The 18767-nt window shown below is 71.2% G+C and carries 15 protein-coding genes; 8 read left to right on the top strand and 7 right to left on the bottom strand.

The window, feature by feature from the left end:
- Positions 1–14 precede the first annotated feature (14 nt).
- The 3 genes from SCWH03_RS08190 to SCWH03_RS08180 form a co-directional block, all read right to left on the bottom strand.
- Positions 15–1538, bottom strand: a complete 1524-nt coding sequence (locus SCWH03_RS08190) for an AMP-binding protein (protein WP_272491047.1) — start codon at positions 1536–1538, stop codon at positions 15–17.
- A gap of 64 nt (positions 1539–1602) precedes the next feature.
- Positions 1603–1971: a cupin domain-containing protein gene (locus SCWH03_RS08185; protein ID WP_173263498.1), complete on the bottom strand. Its 369-nt coding sequence runs from the start codon at positions 1969–1971 to the stop codon at positions 1603–1605.
- A 196-nt stretch (positions 1972–2167) separates the two neighbouring features.
- A complete protein-coding gene (locus SCWH03_RS08180; RefSeq protein ID WP_173263497.1) occupies positions 2168–3397 on the bottom strand; it encodes an MFS transporter in 1230 nt (409 codons plus the stop codon).
- A 280-nt stretch (positions 3398–3677) separates the two neighbouring features.
- Here SCWH03_RS08180 and SCWH03_RS08175 point away from each other — a divergent pair, with 280 nt between their 5' ends.
- On the top strand, positions 3678–4535 hold the full coding sequence (locus SCWH03_RS08175; RefSeq protein WP_173263496.1) for a class-II aminoacyl-tRNA synthetase family protein: 858 nt from the start codon (positions 3678–3680) through the stop codon (positions 4533–4535).
- 53 nt (positions 4536–4588) lie between these two features.
- Here SCWH03_RS08175 and SCWH03_RS08170 read toward each other — a convergent pair whose 3' ends face one another.
- Together SCWH03_RS08170 and leuA are read right to left on the bottom strand one after the other, a co-directional pair.
- The gene (locus tag SCWH03_RS08170) at positions 4589–5374 is read right to left on the bottom strand and encodes an ABC transporter ATP-binding protein (protein WP_254076624.1); all 786 of its coding nucleotides are present in this window, start codon (positions 5372–5374) and stop codon (positions 4589–4591) included.
- Positions 5375–5394: 20 nt separating this feature from the next.
- Positions 5395–7194: a 2-isopropylmalate synthase gene (gene leuA / locus SCWH03_RS08165; RefSeq protein ID WP_173263494.1), complete on the bottom strand. Its 1800-nt coding sequence runs from the start codon at positions 7192–7194 to the stop codon at positions 5395–5397.
- A gap of 188 nt (positions 7195–7382) precedes the next feature.
- On the opposite strand from leuA, the gene SCWH03_RS08160 reads away from it, so the two are divergent.
- Both SCWH03_RS08160 and SCWH03_RS29585 read left to right on the top strand, forming a co-directional pair.
- Entirely contained in the window at positions 7383–8072 is a 690-nt protein-coding gene (locus tag SCWH03_RS08160; RefSeq protein WP_173263493.1) for a FadR/GntR family transcriptional regulator, read from the top strand.
- 77 nt (positions 8073–8149) lie between these two features.
- Entirely contained in the window at positions 8150–8281 is a 132-nt protein-coding gene (locus SCWH03_RS29585) for a hypothetical protein (protein WP_272491044.1), read from the top strand.
- Positions 8282–8361: 80 nt separating this feature from the next.
- On the opposite strand, the gene SCWH03_RS08155 is transcribed toward SCWH03_RS29585, so the two are convergent.
- On the bottom strand, positions 8362–9264 hold the full coding sequence (locus SCWH03_RS08155) for a CAP domain-containing protein (protein WP_173263492.1): 903 nt from the start codon (positions 9262–9264) through the stop codon (positions 8362–8364).
- Between the two features lie 168 nt (positions 9265–9432).
- Here SCWH03_RS08155 and SCWH03_RS08150 point away from each other — a divergent pair, with 168 nt between their 5' ends.
- From SCWH03_RS08150 to ftsY, 5 genes are all read left to right on the top strand, one after another.
- Positions 9433–9714, top strand: coding sequence for an acylphosphatase (locus SCWH03_RS08150; RefSeq protein ID WP_173263491.1), 282 nt, complete (start codon positions 9433–9435; stop codon positions 9712–9714).
- Positions 9715–10103: 389 nt separating this feature from the next.
- Positions 10104–10322, top strand: coding sequence for a hypothetical protein (locus SCWH03_RS08145; RefSeq protein ID WP_017947618.1), 219 nt, complete (start codon positions 10104–10106; stop codon positions 10320–10322).
- 255 nt (positions 10323–10577) lie between these two features.
- The gene (locus tag SCWH03_RS08140) at positions 10578–14345 is read left to right on the top strand and encodes an SMC hinge domain-related protein (RefSeq protein WP_173263490.1); all 3768 of its coding nucleotides are present in this window, start codon (positions 10578–10580) and stop codon (positions 14343–14345) included.
- 281 nt (positions 14346–14626) lie between these two features.
- Positions 14627–16054 (top strand): sugar porter family MFS transporter, encoded by a 1428-nt coding sequence (locus SCWH03_RS08135; protein ID WP_173263489.1) that lies wholly within the window; start codon positions 14627–14629, stop codon positions 16052–16054.
- Between the two features lie 366 nt (positions 16055–16420).
- Positions 16421–17644 carry a signal recognition particle-docking protein FtsY gene (gene ftsY, locus SCWH03_RS08130; RefSeq protein ID WP_173263488.1) on the top strand — a complete coding sequence of 408 codons (1224 nt, stop codon included), beginning with the start codon at positions 16421–16423 and terminating at the stop codon, positions 17642–17644.
- Between the two features lie 235 nt (positions 17645–17879).
- Here ftsY and SCWH03_RS08125 read toward each other — a convergent pair whose 3' ends face one another.
- On the bottom strand, positions 17880–18542 hold the full coding sequence (locus tag SCWH03_RS08125) for a bifunctional DNA primase/polymerase (RefSeq protein WP_173263487.1): 663 nt from the start codon (positions 18540–18542) through the stop codon (positions 17880–17882).
- Between the last annotated feature and the right edge of the window lie 225 nt (positions 18543–18767).

Genomic DNA, 18767 nt, shown 5'->3' with positions numbered 1-18767 from the left:
ATCCGGGCGGGCGCTCAGGAAGCGTAGCCGAAGCGCGCCGAGAGCTCCCTCTTGTTGATTTTGGTGTTTTCCAGGAGTGGCATCGAGGAGACGAAGTGCACCTTGGCGGGCACCATGTACATGGGCAGCGTTTCCCTGAGGCGGCCCTGCATTTCCAGTTCGGTCATGTCCGTGTGGGGCATCTCTGCGAACAGGATGATGCGCGGTGTGCCACTGCGGTCAGGGATCGGCATGATGACCGATCGTGTGCTGCCCAGACCGCGCACAGCCGACTCGATCTCTGCCGGTTCGATTCGGTGTCCGGCGATTTTGATTTGAGCGTCCCTGCGGCCGGCGAAATGCAGGGCGCCGGAGTCGTCAAGCCGGCCCTGGTCGCCGGTCAGATAGACCGGGATCTTGTCCCCGTCGACCATGACATGCCGGAAGACGGCGGCGGTCTGGTCGGGTGCGTCCAGATAGCCGAGGGCGAGCCCCGTCCCTCCGATGGCGACCTCGCCTGTCTCGCCCCGCCGGACCGGGGCATCGTCGCGAACGACGTACAGCTGCGTGCCGGGCACGGGAAGGCCGGCCGGGATGCCGGTCGCGGTGCCCGTGTCGGCGCCGGTGACGCGGTGGACCGTGGCGAACACACAGGACTCGACGGGGCCGTAACCGTTGTACAACTCGATGTCCGGGTAGGCGTCGAGGAGCCTCCCGCAGTTCGCCGGGGGTGGTCTGTCCCCACCCAGCAGTACGGCGCGCAGACCGCCCAGGCAGTGGATGTCGCCTCCCGCGATCACGTCGAAGAGCGACGGGGTGAGGAAGAGGTGGGTGGCACCCAGGTCACGGGTGTAGGCGCGGATCGCCGGCGGCAGAAGGAGATCGTCCTCGTGCACGACGGCGGTTCCGCCGCTGAGCAGCATGCCCCACAGCTCCAGGGTGAAGGCGTCCCAGGCCACCGCCGCCGCGTGGATCATCACCGGGCGTTCGCCGAAGTCCATGAATCCGTTCGGGGTGAACAGTCTCGTCGTGGCCCGGTGCGGAGACATGACCGCCTTGGGGCTGCCGGTGCTGCCCGATGTCCAGAAGAGGGTGGCGCAGGCGTCGGCCGGGACGTGCGGCAGGCCGGCCGGTACCTCGGGGAGCGAGGCAGTCCGCTGCAGCTCCCCGAAAGTGGTGTGGCCGACCCGGGCCTCACCGAGGCGGGAGGAACCCGCGGCGTCCGCCAGGACGACCGGGCAGTGCATGGTGTGCAGCAGCCGGGTGATGCGGGGGATCGGCCATCGCACGTCCAGGATGCCGTAGGCCCCGCCGGCCATGAGGACGCCGAGAATGACGGCGGCCAGGTCCGGTGACCGGCGGGCCACGACCGGGACGATGCTGCCGGGCCGCACGCCGTGGCCGACCAGGCGGTGAGCGATCCGGCGGGATGTGGCCGCGAGTTCCGCGTAGGTCACCGCTCTTTCCGCGGTGACGATGGCATTCCGGTCCGGGAATTTCTGTACGACCCGGCCGAATGCCTCATGTATTGTTGTCTCTGAATGTTGCCTGCCGTACATGATGCTACGCACGATCGATCCCCATCGGCGTGGTCGCTGACAATGTGGCGGGTCTTTGGGCAGACTAGTCGAACTTCATGGACGACGGGAGGATCGAACCGGGGGCGAGGTCGAGCCGCGGGGGAGCGGAGAACTCCATGAGAACGGCCCCTTCCTTTCCGACGAAGGTGGCCGTGTGCCGCTGGCGCGACGGTATGTAGGCCACGTCGCCGGCGTTGAGCTCGTACTCGGTTCCCTCGCAGATGAAGCGAATGGACCCTTCCGTGACCACGACCCACTGCTCGTTCTCGTGCCAGTGCGGCGGGAGGTTCAGGTCTCCGGACTGGTCCGCCACCACCTTGAGGCAGGACATCTCCTGGCCGAATGCGAAGCGCCGCGAGAGTGCAATCCCTTCAGCCTTCAGTTCCTCGTGGTCATCCCAGTTGATCTTCATCGGATTTCTCCTTGCTGACACACTGGTTCGACGGCGCAGGACCTTTGGGGTCTGCATGGGCATTGCTCTGGTGGAACTTTTCCGGGCCACATCAGACGGTACGTAACGGCGAAGTTGCTTTCAATGGCCATCTCATATTTCGGGCACTTTCCTGAGGGGTGGGAAGTGATTCCCTGTGGGGAAGTGGCTGAGATAGCTATTGCGTGCTGCTGGCATTCTTTGCCTCGACCGGATCCGGTGATTGCGGGTCGGGTGAGTCCAGGACGCGGTCGGGCAGGCGAATCGCCATGACGACAGGGGCGACGAATACGAGGAGCAGTGCGTAGAACGTGGCCCGCAGGCCGCTCGAATCGGCCAACCATCCGAAGGCGGGGGAGCACAGGCCGCCCGCCGCCATGGCCAGCCCCAGGGCCAGCCCGCTGGCCGTGCCGGGACGATGGGGCAAGTAGTCCTGGGCGAGGGTGACCTGAGCGGCGAACGGAACGAACATGGCGGCGCCGAACAGAGTGGCGCTCACCACGAGGAGCGGGAACGCCGGGGCCCAGGCGATGCCCAGCAGGGCCGGGAGTGCCGCCAGGTAGCCGACCCGTACCGAGGTCATCCGGCCGTACCGGTCGCCGACCCAGCCGCCCAGCAGTGTTCCCACGGCGCCGGCCGCGGTGTAGGCGGTGAGTACGGTCGCGCCTGCCGCCGCGGACCGGCCCAGTTCGCGCTGTGCCAGCAGAGACACCAGTGAGGTGACGGTGACGAAGGGGATGGACCACCCGATGATGACGGCCACCAGGCGGCCGAAGGCACGCCAGTCGTCCGTCTGCAGGGCGGTGTCCGCCGCCGGCCCTGTTGATCTGCCGGTGACCGGCGGAGCCGCCTCCGGGTAGCCCCGCCATCGCATCCACGGGCCCTTGAGGACCCACAGGGCGGCCATGACCAGGGCGGGGGCTGACAGCAGGTAGCTCCCGTCGAATCCCGCCGAACCGATCACGAGGGTGACCAGCGTGGGCGCGAGGGCGCCGCCGACCGTCCCGCCCACGGAGAACACGCTCATGGCTTTCTGTGATGAGCCGCCGGCGGCGCGGGCCTGGCTCGTCGCGGGCGGGTGGTAGGCCGCGATGCCGATCCCCGCCAGCGCCACACAGAGCCAGGTGACCGGGTAGTTCCCGGACAGCCCGGCCGCGACGACGCCCAGGGCGGCGGTGAGGAACCCGGCCGGAACGAGCCAGGCCCGCGGCTTGCGGTCGGAGAGAACGCCGAACAACGGCTGGAACAGGCTGGAAATGCCGCTGGCCGCGAACGCCAGGCCGGAGACCGCGGCATAGCTGTAGTGACGCTCGGACATCAGGAACGGCAGCATCGCGGGGATCGCGCCTTGGTACAGGTCGTTGACCGCGTGTGTGCCGGTCAGGAAGCCGAGTTGCCCCTTTTTCATCGAAACGTCTCTCCCGTTCACCGGCTGTAGAGTCAGAACAACTCAGCTACTCAGGTCGTCTGAGGTGTTACCTTAGCGAGCGCCGTGGAGCGCGGAAAGACTCTTCCGTCGAGAGGTGTTGACCTCCGCGCACGCTCCGCGCGCTGCGTGCTCCCGCTGCCCCGCACGATCGACCGCGGCCCGCCAGCCGGCCGGTCTGGCCGGTCGGCCGACGTGCCTTCCCGCCGCTGCCGACGGGGCTTCCCCTGCCCGTTGAGGCAATCACGCCAAGGAGCTTCTGATGAGCATCACGACCGGTGTCCGGGTGTCAGAGGGACTCGTTGCCCTGGAGGAGGGGCCGACGCTGCTCGCCGAGACGCTGGACCGCATCTGCACACGGTGGGCCAGGACGTCGGGTGCTGTCGCACTGACCGTGCCGCCGCTGCTGCCGGTCACCGACCTCGCCGTGCTCGACGTCTACCGGAACTTCCCGCAACTCGCCCTCGTCTCCTCGGCTCTGGACGTCGCCGCGGCGGGGGCCGGGCAGATCGAACAGGAGGCAGCCTCGGGGCGTTTCGGTCCCGCTTCCCTGCGTACGGCGCGTCTCGCTCTGCCCTCCAGCGCCTGCTACGGCGTGTACCTGCACTACCGGAACCGGCAGGTCTCCCAAGGAGGAGAGCGAGTCACCCTGTTGGGGCAGTGCTTCCGCAACGAGGACCACTTCGACCAACTCCGCCGCCTCAAGGCGTTCCGGATGCGCGAGGTCGTGGCGCTGGGAACACCGGAACAGGTCACGGCCCACCTCGATGACTCGGCGCGCTTCCTGGACGCCCTGTCCGGCGAGATCGGTCTGCCGCTGGAGCGCCGTGCGGCCTCCGACCCCTTCTACGACCAGTCCGGAGAGCGCGCCACGTTCCAGCAGATCGTCCCGGTCAAGCACGAGTACGTCCACAAGGGCCTCGCCATCGCCTCCGTGAACACCCATCACACCTTCTTCGGCGAGCGGTGCTCCATCTCGCTGTCCGGTGGTGGCCAGGCCTCCACCGGCTGCGTCGGCTTCGGCATCGAACGGTGGCTGCACGCTCTGGCGGATCACTTCGACCGGGACTGGGACCAGGCCCAGGCCGCCGTCGGGAAGGCCGAGCAGTCGCTGGTGTGAAGACCGGTCGCGGCGGCGTGCGCCGGTGGGCGCGCACCACCGCGACCACCACCTCAGCCGACTCGTGGTCCGACCGGGCGACTTGCCCTCACGCTCCAGCGTCCGTCGACGCGGGTGAGGCGGATGGGGTGGTCGAAGCACTTGCTGACCTGGTCGCTGGTCAGGACCCCGGCAGCGGGACCGGAGGCCAGACAGCGACCGCCACGCAGCAGCATCACGTGGGTCGTCCCAGGGGGAAGTTCCTCCAGGTGGTGGGTGACCAGGACGGACGCGAGTTCCGCATAGGCGTGCTGCAGGGCGTCGATCCGCTCGATGAGCTGCTCCCGTCCGGCGACGTCCAGACCGGTGGCGGGCTCGTCGAGCAGGAGCAGCCGCGGACTCGGCATGAGCGCCCGGGCGATCAGCGCACGGCCCCGTTCCCCCTGTGACAGGGTCGGCCACCGTGCCTCGAGCCGATCGTCGAGGCCGAGCAGGCCGATGAGACGGTGGGCCACGGCGACCTGCTCGGCTGTGGGCTTCCAGCGGGGAACGCGCTCGACGGTGTTGGTCAGCCCGGTCAGGACGACATCCCGGACCTTGAGAGGTGAGCGCAGGTCGTGCCGCTGGTTGACGTGACCGACCAAGGAGCGCAACTGCCGCATGTCGACCCGTCCCAGCCGGTGGCCCAGCACCTCGACGGTGCCCCGGGTGGGGTGTGCGAGCGCCCCGAGAAGACTGAGCAGCGTGCTCTTGCCCGCCCCGTTGGCGCCGAGCAGCGCCCAGTGCTCGCCGGCGCGTACGGTCAGCGACACCTCGCGCAGGATCGGGTTTCCGCCGCGGACGACATCCGCGTCTGTCACACGGAGTACCGGGGTGGTGTTCACGAGGAGGTCCGCCCGGAGCGGTTGACGGCGGCCATGACCGCGTGGACCGAGGCGGTCAGGACGGAGGTGTCCCAGCCCGCGCCCCAGCAGGCGACGCCGCCGACGCGGCACTCGGCGTAGGCGACGGCCGGGCTGCCGGGCCCAGTCGTGGTGGAGTGCTCGGTGTAGCCGAGGATGTCGACGGTGACGCCGATGGCCCGCAGGGCGTCGGCGAGGGCGGACAGCGGTCCGTTGCCGGTGCCCTGGCAGGAGCGCTCCTGTCCGTCGGTGCGCAGCGTGCAGGTGAACCGGTGTTCGCCGGGGGCGGGTTCCGTGGTGTTCCAGGAGACCAGGGCGACCGGGCCGTCCAGCGCGGGGGTGATGTAGGTGGTGCGGAACAGCTCCCACAGCTCCTTGTGGGACAGCTCACGACCGGTGGTGTCGGTGACCTGCTGCACCGTACGGGAGAAGTCGGGGCGCATGGCCTGCGGCAGGTCCAGGCCGTGGTGGGTGTGGAGGAGGTGGGCGATGCCTCCCTTGCCGGACTGGGAGTTGATGCGGATGACTTCCTCGTACGTACGGCCGATGTCGCCCGGGTCGAGGGGCAGATACGGCACCGCCCACGGGGAGTCCTCGGCGCAGACGCCCGTCTCGGCGGCCTGCTTGGCGTGGTGGGCCATGCCCTTGGCGATGGCGTCCTGGTGGGTGCCGGAGAAGGCCGTGTGCACGAGGTCGCCGCCGTAAGGGTGGCGGGGGTGGACCGGCAGCCGGTTGCAGTACTCCACCACCTCGCGCACCGCGTCGATGTCGGAGAAGTCGATCATCGGGTTCACGCCCTGCGCGTACAGGTTCAGGGCGAGGGTCACCAGGTCGACGTTGCCGGTGCGCTCCCCGTTGCCGAACAGGCAGCCCTCCACGCGCTGCGCCCCCGCCAGGACGGCGAGTTCGGCGCAGGCGACGCCGGTGCCGCGGTCGTTGTGCGGGTGGACCGACAGGATCACGGAGTCACGGCGTGCCAGGTGGCGGTCCATGTACTCGATCTGGTCGGCGTACACGTTGGGCGTGGCGATCTCCACCGTGGCCGGCAGATTGTGGACGACCGGCCGGTCGGGGCTCGCCTCCCACAGCTCGGTCAGACCGTTGCACACCTCCAGGACGAAGTCCGGCTCCGTCAGGTTGAAGACCTCCGGGGAGAACTCGAACCGGATGTCGGCACCCGGCCGGTCTTCGGCACGGCGCATCAGATACGTGGCGGCGTCCCGGATCAGCTCGTGGACCTCGGCACGGGAGCGGCCCAGGACCACGTCCCGCCACGTGGGCGCGGTCGCGGTGTAGAGGTGTACGAGGGTTCGTGGAAGCCCTTCGACGGAGGCGATGGTCCGGTCGATCAGGTCCCGTCGCGCGGCGGTGAACACGGAGATGGTCACGTCGCCGGGGACGGCGCCGCTCTCGGCCAGGTGGCGTACGAAGTCGAAGTCGGTCTGGCTGGCGGAGGGGTAACCTACCTCGATCTCCTTGAAGCCCATGGCGACCTGGAGGTCGAACATCCGGCGCTTGCGCTCGGTGTCCATCGGCTCGGCCAGCGCCTGGTTGCCGTCGCGCAGGTCGACCGGCACCCACAGGGGGGCCTGCTCGATCCGGCGCGAGGGCCAGGTGCGGTCGGTCAGGGGAAGGGGGACCCGCTCGTGCGCGGGCCGGTAGCGGTGATGCGGCATCGCGCTCGGGCGCTGGGGGTTCCAGCGCGGCGCATCCGCCGGGATGTCACCGGAGGGGGTGCGCAGGGTGGGAAACACCGTGCTGTGGAAGGAGGAAGCCATCGTGCGGAACTTCTTTCAGTCGGCCGTCCGGTGACCGGCGCAGCCCGGCACCCCGCTGCGGGGTGCCGGTCGTGTCAGGCCCCGCAGCGGCAGCCGAGGAGAAGAAGCTCGTGCAGCAGCATGCGGGGTACAGTAACGACAACTCAGCTCCTCAGACAACCCGAGAGGTGTGGGAAGGTGAACGCCACATGTCACTAGGTGCCTTGCGGCCGTCCCCCTTGGTCGAGCAGGCCACCGTGCGCCTGCGCGAGCAGATCACCGGCGGTGAGTGGGCCGTGGGGACGAAGCTCCCCGGCGAGACCGCTCTGGCCAAGTCCCTCGGTGTGGGGCGCTCGACCGTCCGTGAGGCCCTGCGCGCGCTGGCCGGCGCCGGGCTCGTGCAGGCACGCCAAGGGGCCGGTGTCTTCGTCATCGCGACCAGACCCAAGGAGGACTGGTCCACCCGGCTCCGCCAGGCGGCCATCACCGACGTCTACGAGGTCCGCATGCTCGTCGAGGTCGAGGCCGCGCAGTTGGCCGCGCAGCGCCGAACCGACGACGACATCGCCGCCCTCCACGGGGCCCTGGCCAGACGCCGGGACGCCGTGGACGCCGGCCACGCAGAGTTCGTCGAGGCCGACATCGCTCTGCACGAGGCTGTGGTCGCCGCGGCGCACAACCCGGTCCTCAACGGCTTGTTCACCGAGTTCGTACCGGTGCTGAAACAGCGGCTGCTCGATCTGGTCGAGCTGCTCAACCTGCCCTCCGACAACCCGAACCACGGCGACGAGGGGCACGCCGCACTGGTGAACGCCGTCGTTCGGTCAGACGCCGAGGCGGCCGGGCGCGCGCTGCGGGACGAACTCACGCAGACGCTCGCCCTGCTCCACTCCCTCTGAACCCTCTGAACCCTCTGAACTCGTCATCTCCTCAGAGAGCGGTGGCCACGCCCGATGCCGACCCGTGGACAAGGCGCTTGCGCGTCGCTGCAACGCCCGCGACGTACTGGACGGTCCTCTTCTTCCCGTACTCCGGCGGTTCTGCGGGCTCCTACCGGCACCTCGCGGCGCAGGTGGCCGATATGGCCGGGGCGGCCTGCGTCCAGTAGCAGGGACGCGGGGAACGCGGGCGGGAGCCGCTCTTCACCGATGCCCACGTCCTTCCTGACTGACGCGGCACGGGAAGGCGCTAGAAGCCGAAGTCCTGGGTCCACCAGGGGCCGCCCTGGGCGAAGGAGACGCCCACACCCAGTGTCCGGTAGTCGCAGTTGAGGATGTTCGCACGGTGGCCGTCGCTGCTCATCCAGGCGTTCATGACGGTAGGGGCGTCCGCCTGGCCGCGGGCGATGTTCTCGGCCCCCAACCCGCTGACGCCCGCCAGGGCGGCGCGGTCCCAGGGGCCGCGGCCCTCCGGGTCGGTGTGGTCGAAGAAGTTCCGCGCGGCCATGTCGGCGCTGAATCCGCCGGCGAGGCGGGCCAGCGAGGCGTCCGGGTGCACCGGGGCGCACCCCGCCTTGGCGCGCTCCTCGTTGACCAGGGCCAGCACCTCGGCCGCCGCCGCGGTCTCGTCGGAGTGCGGCTCGGGCCGGGACGCGGTCGGAGCGGGGGCGGCCCGCCGTTCCGGGGCGCTGTTCTCGGGATTCGCCGTGGCGGCGGGATTCCCGGTGTTCCCGGGCGTGGCGGCGGGCTCCGACCCGGGCGCCTTGCTCGCCGGTGCCCCATCTGCCGCCGGTGTCTTCGTGGGCGGCCGCTGTGCCGGTGGGCTCGCGCTCGGCCCGCCGGCCGAGGGGGAGTCCTTCCCGGAGGTCGAGGACATGTCCCTCGACGGACGGGGAGCGGGCTCGGCTGGGGAAGGGGAAGGGGACGAAGAGGGTGACGAGGAGGAGGCGCCGCCCAGGGTCTCGTGGTCGCCGGTGGCCACCTCGCTCACCTGCCGGGCGGTGGCCTTCCCGTCTTCCGCGGTGAACACGCCGCCACCCGGCACCAGCCCGGCCGCGACGGCGACGGCTCCCACCGCGGCGGCGGCCGCGATCCCGAGCAGGCCGTTGCGCACGGGCCCGGGAACCCGCTTCTTCCGGCGGTGGCGTCCCATCCGCTCGCCCTTCCGGTCTCGACTTCGTTCGGAGCAGTTTCGTCTGGATCAGTGGAAGGACTCGCCCGAACGGGCGAAGTCCGTTGCGCGGCGACTGTACGCGATGTCTGGAGTGGGTGATGTGACCCGAGTGGTGTCCACCGGTGTGCGTCCGGGTAGGTTGCGCGTATGCAGGAGGACGCACGGATGACCGCATGGGTGCGCGGCCGCGTACAGGGAGTGGGCTTCCGTTGGTTCACCAGGGAGAACGCGCTGGAGATCGGTGGCCTTCGCGGGTTTGCGCTGAACCTCGACGACGGCAGGGTGCAGATCGTGGCGGAGGGGCCGCGTGAGAATTGCCACCGTCTCCTGGAGTGGCTGCGGTCGTCCGACACGCCCGGCGCTGTTGCCGGCGTCACCGAGATCTGGGGCCGTGCGCGCGGCGGCTACGACGGATTCGCCATCCGCTGATCCGTTGGTCCGCGGATCTGGCTAACGGGTGTGGGATGTGTTCATCCGACTGCTCATAGCATGCGTGTTCGAAAGAAAGACGCTGGTGGTTGCCAACAGCGGGTCGGTCGTGCCAGGCTGCGGAAGTAACGATGATCTCCGAGCCCCGGGGCCCGCAGGAGAGCGGCCGCCGTGAGCGCCACGGCCGCGAGCCCGCGACCTGTCGCCGATACGGGGTGTGATCGTGTTGACCGTCAAACTTTTTGGTGAGACGCTGGAAGCCCCGCGCACCCTGGCTGTTCGGTGGCATGAATCGCAGTGGTACCAGCGCTGCCGAGCACTGCGGGTGCGGAAATCCCTCACGACCCACACCGCATCGGTCGGTCACTCAGTGTGGAGGACCATCCATCATGGCAAAGGCGCTTCTCGGTTACGTCGGCGGTTCCGACCCGCGACTCCTCGCCGAGATGCGACGGCTTCAGCAGCGCGTCCAGGACCTGGAGTCCGAGCTCGTACGGATCCAGTCCGAGAACGACGCGCTGAGCGCTGCCGCCGCACGGCACCATGGCGAGTCGTTGCTGGAAGGCATCGACATCGACGTACCCAAGGGCGAGCCGGCGCTCACCTGATTTCCGGCATCGTCGGGATCCGGTGAGGAACTCTCTCGCACGGCTGGTATGTATGCAAGGGACGCTTCGGCGTCCCTTCTTCTTGTTTCCCCGCCGTAGTGCACTGCTTACCGTCTGATGTGCCCTGCATATTCAGCGATGAAACCGCGGTGCCCCAAGCCGGTGGGGCCGCGGCGCGCGTCCCCCATCGCCCCGCGCCCCGGGGGGACTGCGCCACCCGCGATCTCCGGGCACCGGGCGGTAGAGTCCGGGGGCGTGCACCTCAAGGCCATGACCCTCCGCGGGTTCAAGTCCTTCGCCTCGGCGACGACGCTCCGCTTCGAGCCCGGGATCACCTGCGTCGTGGGGCCGAACGGCTCCGGCAAGTCCAATGTCGTGGACGCCTTGTCGTGGGTCATGGGCGAGCAGGGCGCGAAGTCCCTGCGCGGCGGAAAGATGGAGGACGTCATCTTCGCCGGGACGACCGGCCGTCCGCCGCTCGGCCGTGCGGAGGTGTCCCTCACGATCGACAATTCCGACGGGGCGCTCCCGATCGAGTACGCCGAAGTCACGATCACGCGGATCATGTTCCGCAACGGCGGCAGCGAATACCAGATCAACGGGGACACCTGCCGGCTGCTGGATATCCAGGAACTGCTCTCCGACTCGGGCATCGGGCGCGAGATGCACGTCATCGTCGGGCAGGGGCGGCTCGACTCGGTTCTCCACGCGGACCCGCTGGGACGCCGGGCCTTCATCGAGGAGGCCGCAGGCGTCCTCAAGCACCGCAAGCGCAAGGAGAAGGCCCTGCGGAAGCTGGACGCGATGCAGGCGAACCTCGCCCGCGTCCAGGACCTCACGGACGAACTCCGGCGGCAGCTCAAACCACTGGGCCGGCAGGCCGCCGTGGCGCGCCGGGCCGCGGTGATCCAGGCCGACCTGCGCGACGCACGCCTGCGGCTCCTCGCCGACGACCTCGTGCGTATGCGCGAGGCGCTCAGCAGCGAAGTCGCCGACGAGGCCGCGCTCAAGGAGCGCAAGGACGCCGCGGAGGCGGAGCTGAAGAGGGCCCAGGCCCGTGAGGTGGACCTGGAGGACGAGGTGCGCCGGCTGGCGCCCCGGCTGCGGCAGACCCAGCAGACCTGGTACGAGCTCTCCCAGCTGACCGAACGGGTCCGCGGCACGGTGTCCCTGGCCGAGGCCCGGGTGAAGAGCGTCGCCTCGGTGCCCGCGGAGGAGCGGCGCGGCCGCGATCCGCAGGACATGGAACGGGAGGCCGCGCGGATCCGCGACCAGGAGGCCGAGCTCGGGGCCGCGCTGGAGGCGGCCGAGCGCGCGCTGGAGGACACCGTCGCCCACCGCGCCGATCTGGAGCGCGAACTGGCGGCCGAGGAGCGCCGGCTGAAGGACGCGGCCCGGGCGATCGCCGACCGCCGCGAGGGACTGGCCCGGCTCAGCGGGCAGGTCAACGCCGCCCGTTCACGCGCGTCGTCGGCCCAGGCGGAGATCGACCGGCTGGCGGCCGCCCGGGACGAGGCGCGCGACCGGGCCACCTCGGCCCGGGAGGAGTACGAGCAGCTCAGATCCGAGGTCGAGGGGCCGGCCGCGGACGACGCCGTGCTGGCGGAACGGCACGAAGCGGCCAGGCGTGCCCTGTCCGAATCCGAGGAGGTCCTGTCGGCCGCCCGGGAAGCGGCCTCGGCAGCCGAACGCGAGCGGGCCGCGGTCGCCGCGCGCCATGACGCCCTCGCGCAGGGCCTGCGACGCAAGGACGGCACCGGCGCGCTGCTGTCCGCCCGGGACCGGCTCGCCGGACTCCTGGGTCCCGCCGCCGAGCTGCTGACGGTCGCCCCCGGCTACGAACTCCCGGTCGCGGCGGCCCTCGGCGCGGCCGCCGACGCCGTGGCCGTCGCGGGTCCCGCCACGGCGGCCGACGCCCTCAGGCTGCTTCGCGAGCAGGACGCGGGCCGTGCGTCCCTGCTGCTGTCCGCGCCGGTTGAGGGCGGTCCTCGCCGCGGGCACCCCGCCCCCGGCGGGGGCGCGGTGCCGGCGACCGGGATCCCGGCTCCCGCCAGGCCGCCCGCCGTCGGCGCTGCGGCATCCGAGGGCTCAGCGCACCCCCTCGTGCAGTCCGCGGTTCCGGCGGGTGAGCCGGGCGGGGGCGCCGGCTCACCCGCGCCTGCGCACCCCGGGGACGCCTCCGCGGCGACCGCCCCGGCCGCCGGCGGTGAGGGAGCGGTGCTGGCACCCCGGGTCGTCGACCTGGTGCGTGCGCCGGAGGAGCTGATGCCCGCCGTGGCCAGGCTGCTCCGGGACATCGTGGCGGTCGGGACCCTGCAGGACGCGGAGGACCTGGTCCTTGCGCGGCCCGGCGTCGTGGCGGTCACCTCCGATGGGGATCTCCTCGGGGCCCACTTCGCCCACGGGGGCTCCGCGGGAGCACCCAGCCTCCTGGAGGTCCGGGCGTCGGTCGACGAGGCCGCCGCAGCGCTGGAGGAACTGGCCGTACGGTGCGGCGCACTCGCGGCGGGGCAGCGTGCGGCGGCCGAGCAGCGCACGGCGTGCGCCTTGCTGGTGGAGGAGCTGGGCGAGCGGAGACGGGCGGCCGAGAAGGAGAAGGCCGGCGCCGCCCAGCAGCTGGGGCGGCTGTCCGGGCAGGCCCGCGCCGCCGCCGGGGAGGCCGAACGCACGGCCGCGGCGGCCGAACGCGCCCAGGCCGCCCTGGAGAAGGCGCTGTACGAGGCGGAGGAGCTGGCCGGGAGGCTCGCCGCCGCCGAGGAGGCTCCCGTCGAGGAGGAGCCGGACACCTCGGCGCGGGACCGGCTCGCCGCCGACGGCGCCAACGCGCGGCAGACCGAGATGGAGGCCCGGCTCCAGGTCCGTACCCACGAGGAGCGGGTGAAAGGGCTCGCGGGGCGGGCCGACGCGCTGGACCGCGGAGCACGCGCGGAGCGCGAGGCGCGGGCGCGTGCCGAGCGGCGCCGGGCCAGGCTCCGCCACGAGGCCGCCGTCGCCGAGGCGGTGGCGAGCGGCGCCCGTCAGTTGCTGGCCCACGCCGAGGTGTCCGTCGTCCGGGCGGAGCGGGAGCGTGCCGTCGCGGAAGGGGCCAAGGCGGAGCATGAGCGCGAGCTGACCGCGGCCCGTGCGGAGGGCCGGGACCTCAAGGGCGAGCTGGACAAGCTCACCGACTCCGTGCACCGCGGCGAGGTGCTCGGCGCCGAGAAGCGTCTGCGTATCGAGCAGCTGGAGACGAGGGCGCTGGAGGAGCTGGGCGTCGAACCGGCCGGGCTGGTCGCCGAGTACGGCCCCGGCCAGCCGGTGCCGCCGTCACCGCCGGCCGAGGGGGAGGAACTCCCCGAGGATCCCGGGGACCCGCGCAACCAGCCGCGGCCGTTCGTCCGCGCCGAGCAGGAGAAGCGGCTCAGGTCCGCCGAGCGGGCCCACCAGCAGCTCGGGAAGGTGAATCCGCTGGCGCTGGAGGAGTTCGCCGCCCTCGAGGAGCGCCACAAGTTCCTGTCCGAGCAGCTCGAGGACCTGAAGAAGACCCGGGCCGACCTGCTCCAGGTGGTGAAGGAGGTCGACGAGCGCGTCGAGCAGGTCTTCACGGAGGCGTACCGGGACACCGCCGTTGAGTTCGAGGGCGTGTTCTCGCGCCTCTTCCCGGGAGGCGAGGGCCGGCTCGTCCTCACCGACCCGGACGACATGCTCACCACGGGCGTGGACGTGGAGGCCAGGCCCCCGGGCAAGAAGGTCAAGCGGCTGTCGCTGCTCTCCGGCGGCGAGCGCTCGCTGACCGCCGTGGCGATGCTGGTGTCGATCTTCAAGGCCCGGCCGAGCCCGTTCTATGTGATGGACGAGGTCGAGGCGGCGCTCGACGACACCAACCTCCAGCGGCTGATCCGCATCATGCAGGAGCTCCAGGAGAGCTCCCAGCTGATCGTGATCACCCATCAGAAGCGGACGATGGAGGTCGCCGACGCGCTCTACGGCGTCTCCATGCAGGGTGACGGTGTGTCCAAGGTCATCAGCCAGCGGCTCCGCTGACGGCCCGCCCCCGGGGGCATCGGGTCCGGTCCGGGCGGTCCGGTCCGGGCCGGAGCGTCACCCGGGACGGCAGCTCCCTCTTCCTCTTCAAGACTTCTACGCGATTGTGGAGAAGTGAGGTTTCTGAGCCGATGACCCCGCCTCTTGACTTCGAAACTTGAAGGCATACCCTCGACAGGTTGCTTTTTCCCTTCAAGTGGTGGGCGTCATCGTCGTGTGCGCCATTGGAAGGGCTCGCCCCCACCCCCGGCGCCGCCGCCGGGTGGCCCCTGGAGTACACCGTGACCAGCACACCGCAGGCGCAGGCGCCCGAAGGCCGCAAGGCCAGGCCGGAGCACCTCAGCCATGTCGTCTTCATCGCTGCGTCGGCCGCGATGGGAGGATTCCTCTTCGGCTATGACAGCGCGGTGATCAACGGAGCCGTCGTGGCCATCCGCGACCGCTTCCAGGTGGGCTCCGAAGCGCTCGCGCAGGTCATCGCGGCCGCCCTCATCGGCTGTGCGATCGGTGCGGCCACCGCCGGACGGATCGCCGACCGCATCGGCCGCATCCGGGTCATGCAGATCGCCGCCGTGCTCTTCGCCGCCAGTGCGATCGGCTCCGCGGTGCCGTTCGCCCTCTGGGATCTGGCCTTCTGGCGCATCGTCGGCGGTATCGCCATCGGCATGGCCTCCGTCATCGCCCCCGCCTACATCGCCGAGGTGTCCCCGTCCGCCTACCGCGGCCGGCTCGCCTCCTTCCAGCAGGCCGCCATCGTCACCGGCATCGCCCTGTCCCAGCTGGTCAACTGGACCGTTCTCACCATCGCGGACGGGGACCAGCGCGGCCGGATCGGCGGGCTGGAGGCCTGGCAGTGGATGCTCGGCATCGAACTCGTCCCGGCCGTGCTCTACGGGCTGCTGTCCCTGCTCATTCCCGAGTCGCCCCGCTACCTGATCTCGGTGGGCCGCCACGCCGAGGCGCGCAAGGTCCTCCGCGATGTCGAGGGCCGGGCCGTGGACCTGGGCAAGCGGGTCGTCGAGATCGAGGAGAACATGCGCCACGAGCGCAAGCCCTCCTTCCGGGATCTGCTCGGCGGCAGATTCCTCTTCCTGCCGATCGTCTGGATCGGCATCGGCCTGTCCGTCTTCCAGCAACTCGTCGGCATCAACGTGATCTTTTACTACAGCTCGGCGCTGTGGCAGTCGGTCGGCGTCAACCCCGCGAGCTCGTTCCTCTACTCATTCGAGACGTCGATCGTGAACATCGTCGGTACGGTGATCGCGATGGTCCTGGTGGACCGGATCGGCAGGAAGCCACTGGCCCTCATCGGCTCGGGAGGCATGGCGATCTCGCTGGGACTGGCCGCCTGGGCCTTCTCGTACAAGACGGAGGCCGGCGGTGAGGTCTCGCTGCCCGGCCTCCAGGGCACCGTCGCCCTCTTCGCCGCCAACTTCTTCGTGCTCTTCTTCGCGCTCTCATGGGGCGTGGTGGTGTGGGTGCTGCTCGGCGAGATGTTCCCCGGAAAGATCCGCGCCGCCGCGCTGGGCGTCGCCGCCTCGGCGCAATGGATCGCCAACTGGCTGATCACCGTGACGTTCCCCACCCTCTCGGACTGGAACCTCTCCGGTGCCTACGTCATCTACACGGTCTTCGCCGCACTCTCGATCCCGTTCATCCTCAAGTGGGTGCCCGAGACGAAGGGCAAGGCCTTGGAGGAGATGGGCTGAGCCCCGGCTGCCCCGGCTGCCCCGCTGCCCGCTCCTCGGCCCATCGGCCACGGCGCCCCGGCCCGCCCCGCCCCGGCTCCGAGCCGGGGCGGGGCCGCTCCCCGGAATGCCCCGACGCTCTCGCGCCGCGCCGCGGAACGCGCCCGGTGCGGGCCGCCGTGGCCGAGGCGGACATCCCCGGTCCGCCGCGCCGTACCGCGGTGCGGGCCGACGTGCGGCGCCGCCCACGCGGTCATGCTGGGACGCCACCGGTTCGCAGGAGGCGGTGCGGGGTGGTCCGGCGATAGGTCCAAAAGGCCGCAACTCCTCGCGCGGTCCTCCCAGGGGGCCGGTGCCCGGTGGTCGTGGCCGATACTGGGTGGCGTTATGGAAATCGTCATCCTTGCTGTAGTCATCGCCCTGGTCGCGGTCGGCGCGATCAGCGGGCTCGTGGTCAGCAGCCGCAGGAAGAAGCAGCTGCCGCCCTCGACTCCGTCGAGTACGCCGACCATCACCGCTCCGCCAGCCGAGCCGCACGTCGGCGAGGAGGCCGAGGCCCCGCGGGAGGAGCCCCGCCGCACCATCGAGGAGGTCGGCCTCCCGTCCGCCGGGGAGGCCGTCGCCGAGCCCGCCGCGGTCGAGGATCCCGTGGTCGCCGAGCCCGGGGTTCCCGCGATCGAGATCCCGGAACCTGCCGCGGGCCGTCTCGTACGGCTGCGCGCCCGCCTGGCCCGCTCCCAGAACACCCTGGGCAAGGGGCTGCTCACCCTGCTGTCCCGCGAGCACCTCGACGAGGAGACCTGGGAGGAGATCGAGGACGTCCTCCTCACCGCCGACGTCGGCGTCGCGGCCACCCAGGAGCTGGTCGACCACCTCCGGGAGCGCGTGCGGGTCCTCGGCACCCGAACCCCGGACGAGCTGCGGGGGCTCCTCCGAGAGGAACTGCTGCGGCTCATCGGCACGGAAACGGACCGGTCGGTGCGGACCGAAAGCGGCCTGGACACCCCCGGCGTCGTCCTGGTCGTCGGTGTCAACGGCACGGGCAAGACCACCACCACCGGCAAGCTGGCCCGGGTGCTCGTCGCGGACGGGCGGAGCGTCGTCCTCGGCGCGGCGGACACCTTCCGTGCAGCCGCCGCCGATCAGTTGCAGACCTGGGGCGAGCGGGTCGGTGCACGCACCGTCCGCGGACCCGAGGGCGGCGACCCGGCCTCGATCGCTTACGACGCGGTCAAGGAGGGCATCGCCGAGGGTGCCGACGTCGTCCTCGTCGACACGGCGGGCCGGCTGCACACCAAGACCGGTCTCATGGACGAACTGGGCAAGGTCAAGCGCGTGGTCGAGAAGCACGGACCGCTGGACGAGGTGCTGCTCGTCCTCGACGCCACGACGGGCCAGAACGGCCTGGTCCAGGCCCGCGTCTTCGCGGAGGTCGTCGACATCACCGGCATCGTCCTCACCAAGCTCGACGGCACCGCCAAGGGCGGCATCGTCATCTCGGTGCAGCGCGAACTCGGTGTCCCGGTCAAGCTGGTCGGCCTCGGTGAAGGCCCGGACGACCTGGCACCCTTCGAGCCGGAGGCCTTCGTCGACGCCCTGATGGGGGACTAGTCCGCAGGAGTCGGCATGAGTGCGCACCGGTGCGCACTCATGCCGGGCGGGCAGGGGTCTGCCCGTCAAGGGGCTGAGCTGCACGGCGCGGTGTCCAGCACGCCGCGGTGTCCGGTGCGGTGCGTCGCCAGGCACAGGAGCGGCCTCGTCGTGGGCCGGCTCGGCTGATGCGGCAGCCGGGCCGGGGAGGGACGGCGGCCGGAGGCGGGCGTTTCTCTGGCCGGCCGGCCGGTGCTCAGGGGGCGGTGGAGCGGTGGCAGATATACGCGAGCGTCCCCAGCAGCAGCCGGGCATGCGGCGGCGCCCCGCCGGAGCCGAGCGCCGGCGGCCGCAGCCACCGGGACGGGCCGAGGCCGGCGTGGTCGCAGGGCGGGGCCGTCACATAGTGGCCCGCGCCGAGGCAGTGGAGGTCCAGGCCGGCGTCGTCCCAGCCCATCCGGTAGAGCAGGTGCGGCAGTTCCCCGGCCGCGCCGGGGGCCACGAAGAACTGTGCGCGGCCCGCCGGCGTCGCGGACACGGGCCCCAGCGGCACGCCCATCCGCTCCAGCCGCACCAGGGCGCGGCGCCCGGCGCCCTCGGAGATCTCCAGGACGTCGAAGGTGCGGCCCGCGGGAAGCAGGGCCGGGGCGCCGGGCACCTCGGCCCACGCCTTCGCCACCTCGTCCAGGGTCGCGCCGGCCGGCACCTCGGGTGCGGACTCCAGGGGGTGCGCTCCGGGAACCGGGCAGCCGGCGTCCCCGCAGGAGCAGCGGCCCGCGACGGCCCGTGCGCCCGGGGCCACGTCCCAGCCCCACAGCCCCGTGCACTCGGCGACCGCCGTGCACGCCGTCGTGCGGCCGCGGCGCCGTGAGCCGGGCCGGATCTCCCGGACCCGGGAGCCGCCGATCGTGAAGCCCATGCCCCCTCCAACGGGTCGAACGCACCGATGGTGACGTAAAGGAGTCTGCCGGTGACGCTCCGTCGCCGTCGCCCCCGGCTCGCGGGTGTGAGGTGTCGCTCGGGGTGGTGTGATTGGTGCCGCGCGCCCCATCGCGCAACACTCCGCCGACTCCTGGCCATCGTGCGCACCAGTGAATCGCGCCTGGCTGCAGGGGAGTTCATCCGAAGGGGTGGCGAATGGTGG

It is taken from the genome of Streptomyces pacificus (genome assembly GCF_011766325.1).
Classification (GTDB): Bacteria; Actinomycetota; Actinomycetes; order Streptomycetales; family Streptomycetaceae; genus Streptomyces; species Streptomyces pacificus.
This window is presented reverse-complemented; position numbering and strand designations above follow the sequence as displayed.

Excerpts from the sequence above, each read along its gene's own strand:
- SCWH03_RS08180 (WP_173263497.1), bottom strand. The coding sequence starts at position 3,397 with ATGAAAAAGGGGCAACTCGGCTTCCTGACCGGCACACACGCGGTCAAC.
- leuA (WP_173263494.1), bottom strand. The coding sequence starts at position 7,194 with ATGGCTTCCTCCTTCCACAGCACGGTGTTTCCCACCCTGCGCACCCCC.
- SCWH03_RS08160 (WP_173263493.1), top strand. The coding sequence starts at position 7,383 with ATGTCACTAGGTGCCTTGCGGCCGTCCCCCTTGGTCGAGCAGGCCACC.
- SCWH03_RS08155 (WP_173263492.1), bottom strand. The coding sequence starts at position 9,264 with ATGGGACGCCACCGCCGGAAGAAGCGGGTTCCCGGGCCCGTGCGCAAC.
- SCWH03_RS08185 (WP_173263498.1), bottom strand. The coding sequence starts at position 1,971 with ATGAAGATCAACTGGGATGACCACGAGGAACTGAAGGCTGAAGGGATT.
- SCWH03_RS08150 (WP_173263491.1), top strand. The coding sequence starts at position 9,433 with ATGCAGGAGGACGCACGGATGACCGCATGGGTGCGCGGCCGCGTACAG.
- SCWH03_RS08145 (WP_017947618.1), top strand. The coding sequence starts at position 10,104 with ATGGCAAAGGCGCTTCTCGGTTACGTCGGCGGTTCCGACCCGCGACTC.
- SCWH03_RS08175 (WP_173263496.1), top strand. The coding sequence starts at position 3,678 with ATGAGCATCACGACCGGTGTCCGGGTGTCAGAGGGACTCGTTGCCCTG.
- SCWH03_RS08125 (WP_173263487.1), bottom strand. The coding sequence starts at position 18,542 with ATGGGCTTCACGATCGGCGGCTCCCGGGTCCGGGAGATCCGGCCCGGC.
- SCWH03_RS08190 (WP_272491047.1), bottom strand. The coding sequence starts at position 1,538 with ATGTACGGCAGGCAACATTCAGAGACAACAATACATGAGGCATTCGGC.
- ftsY (WP_173263488.1), top strand. The coding sequence starts at position 16,421 with ATGGAAATCGTCATCCTTGCTGTAGTCATCGCCCTGGTCGCGGTCGGC.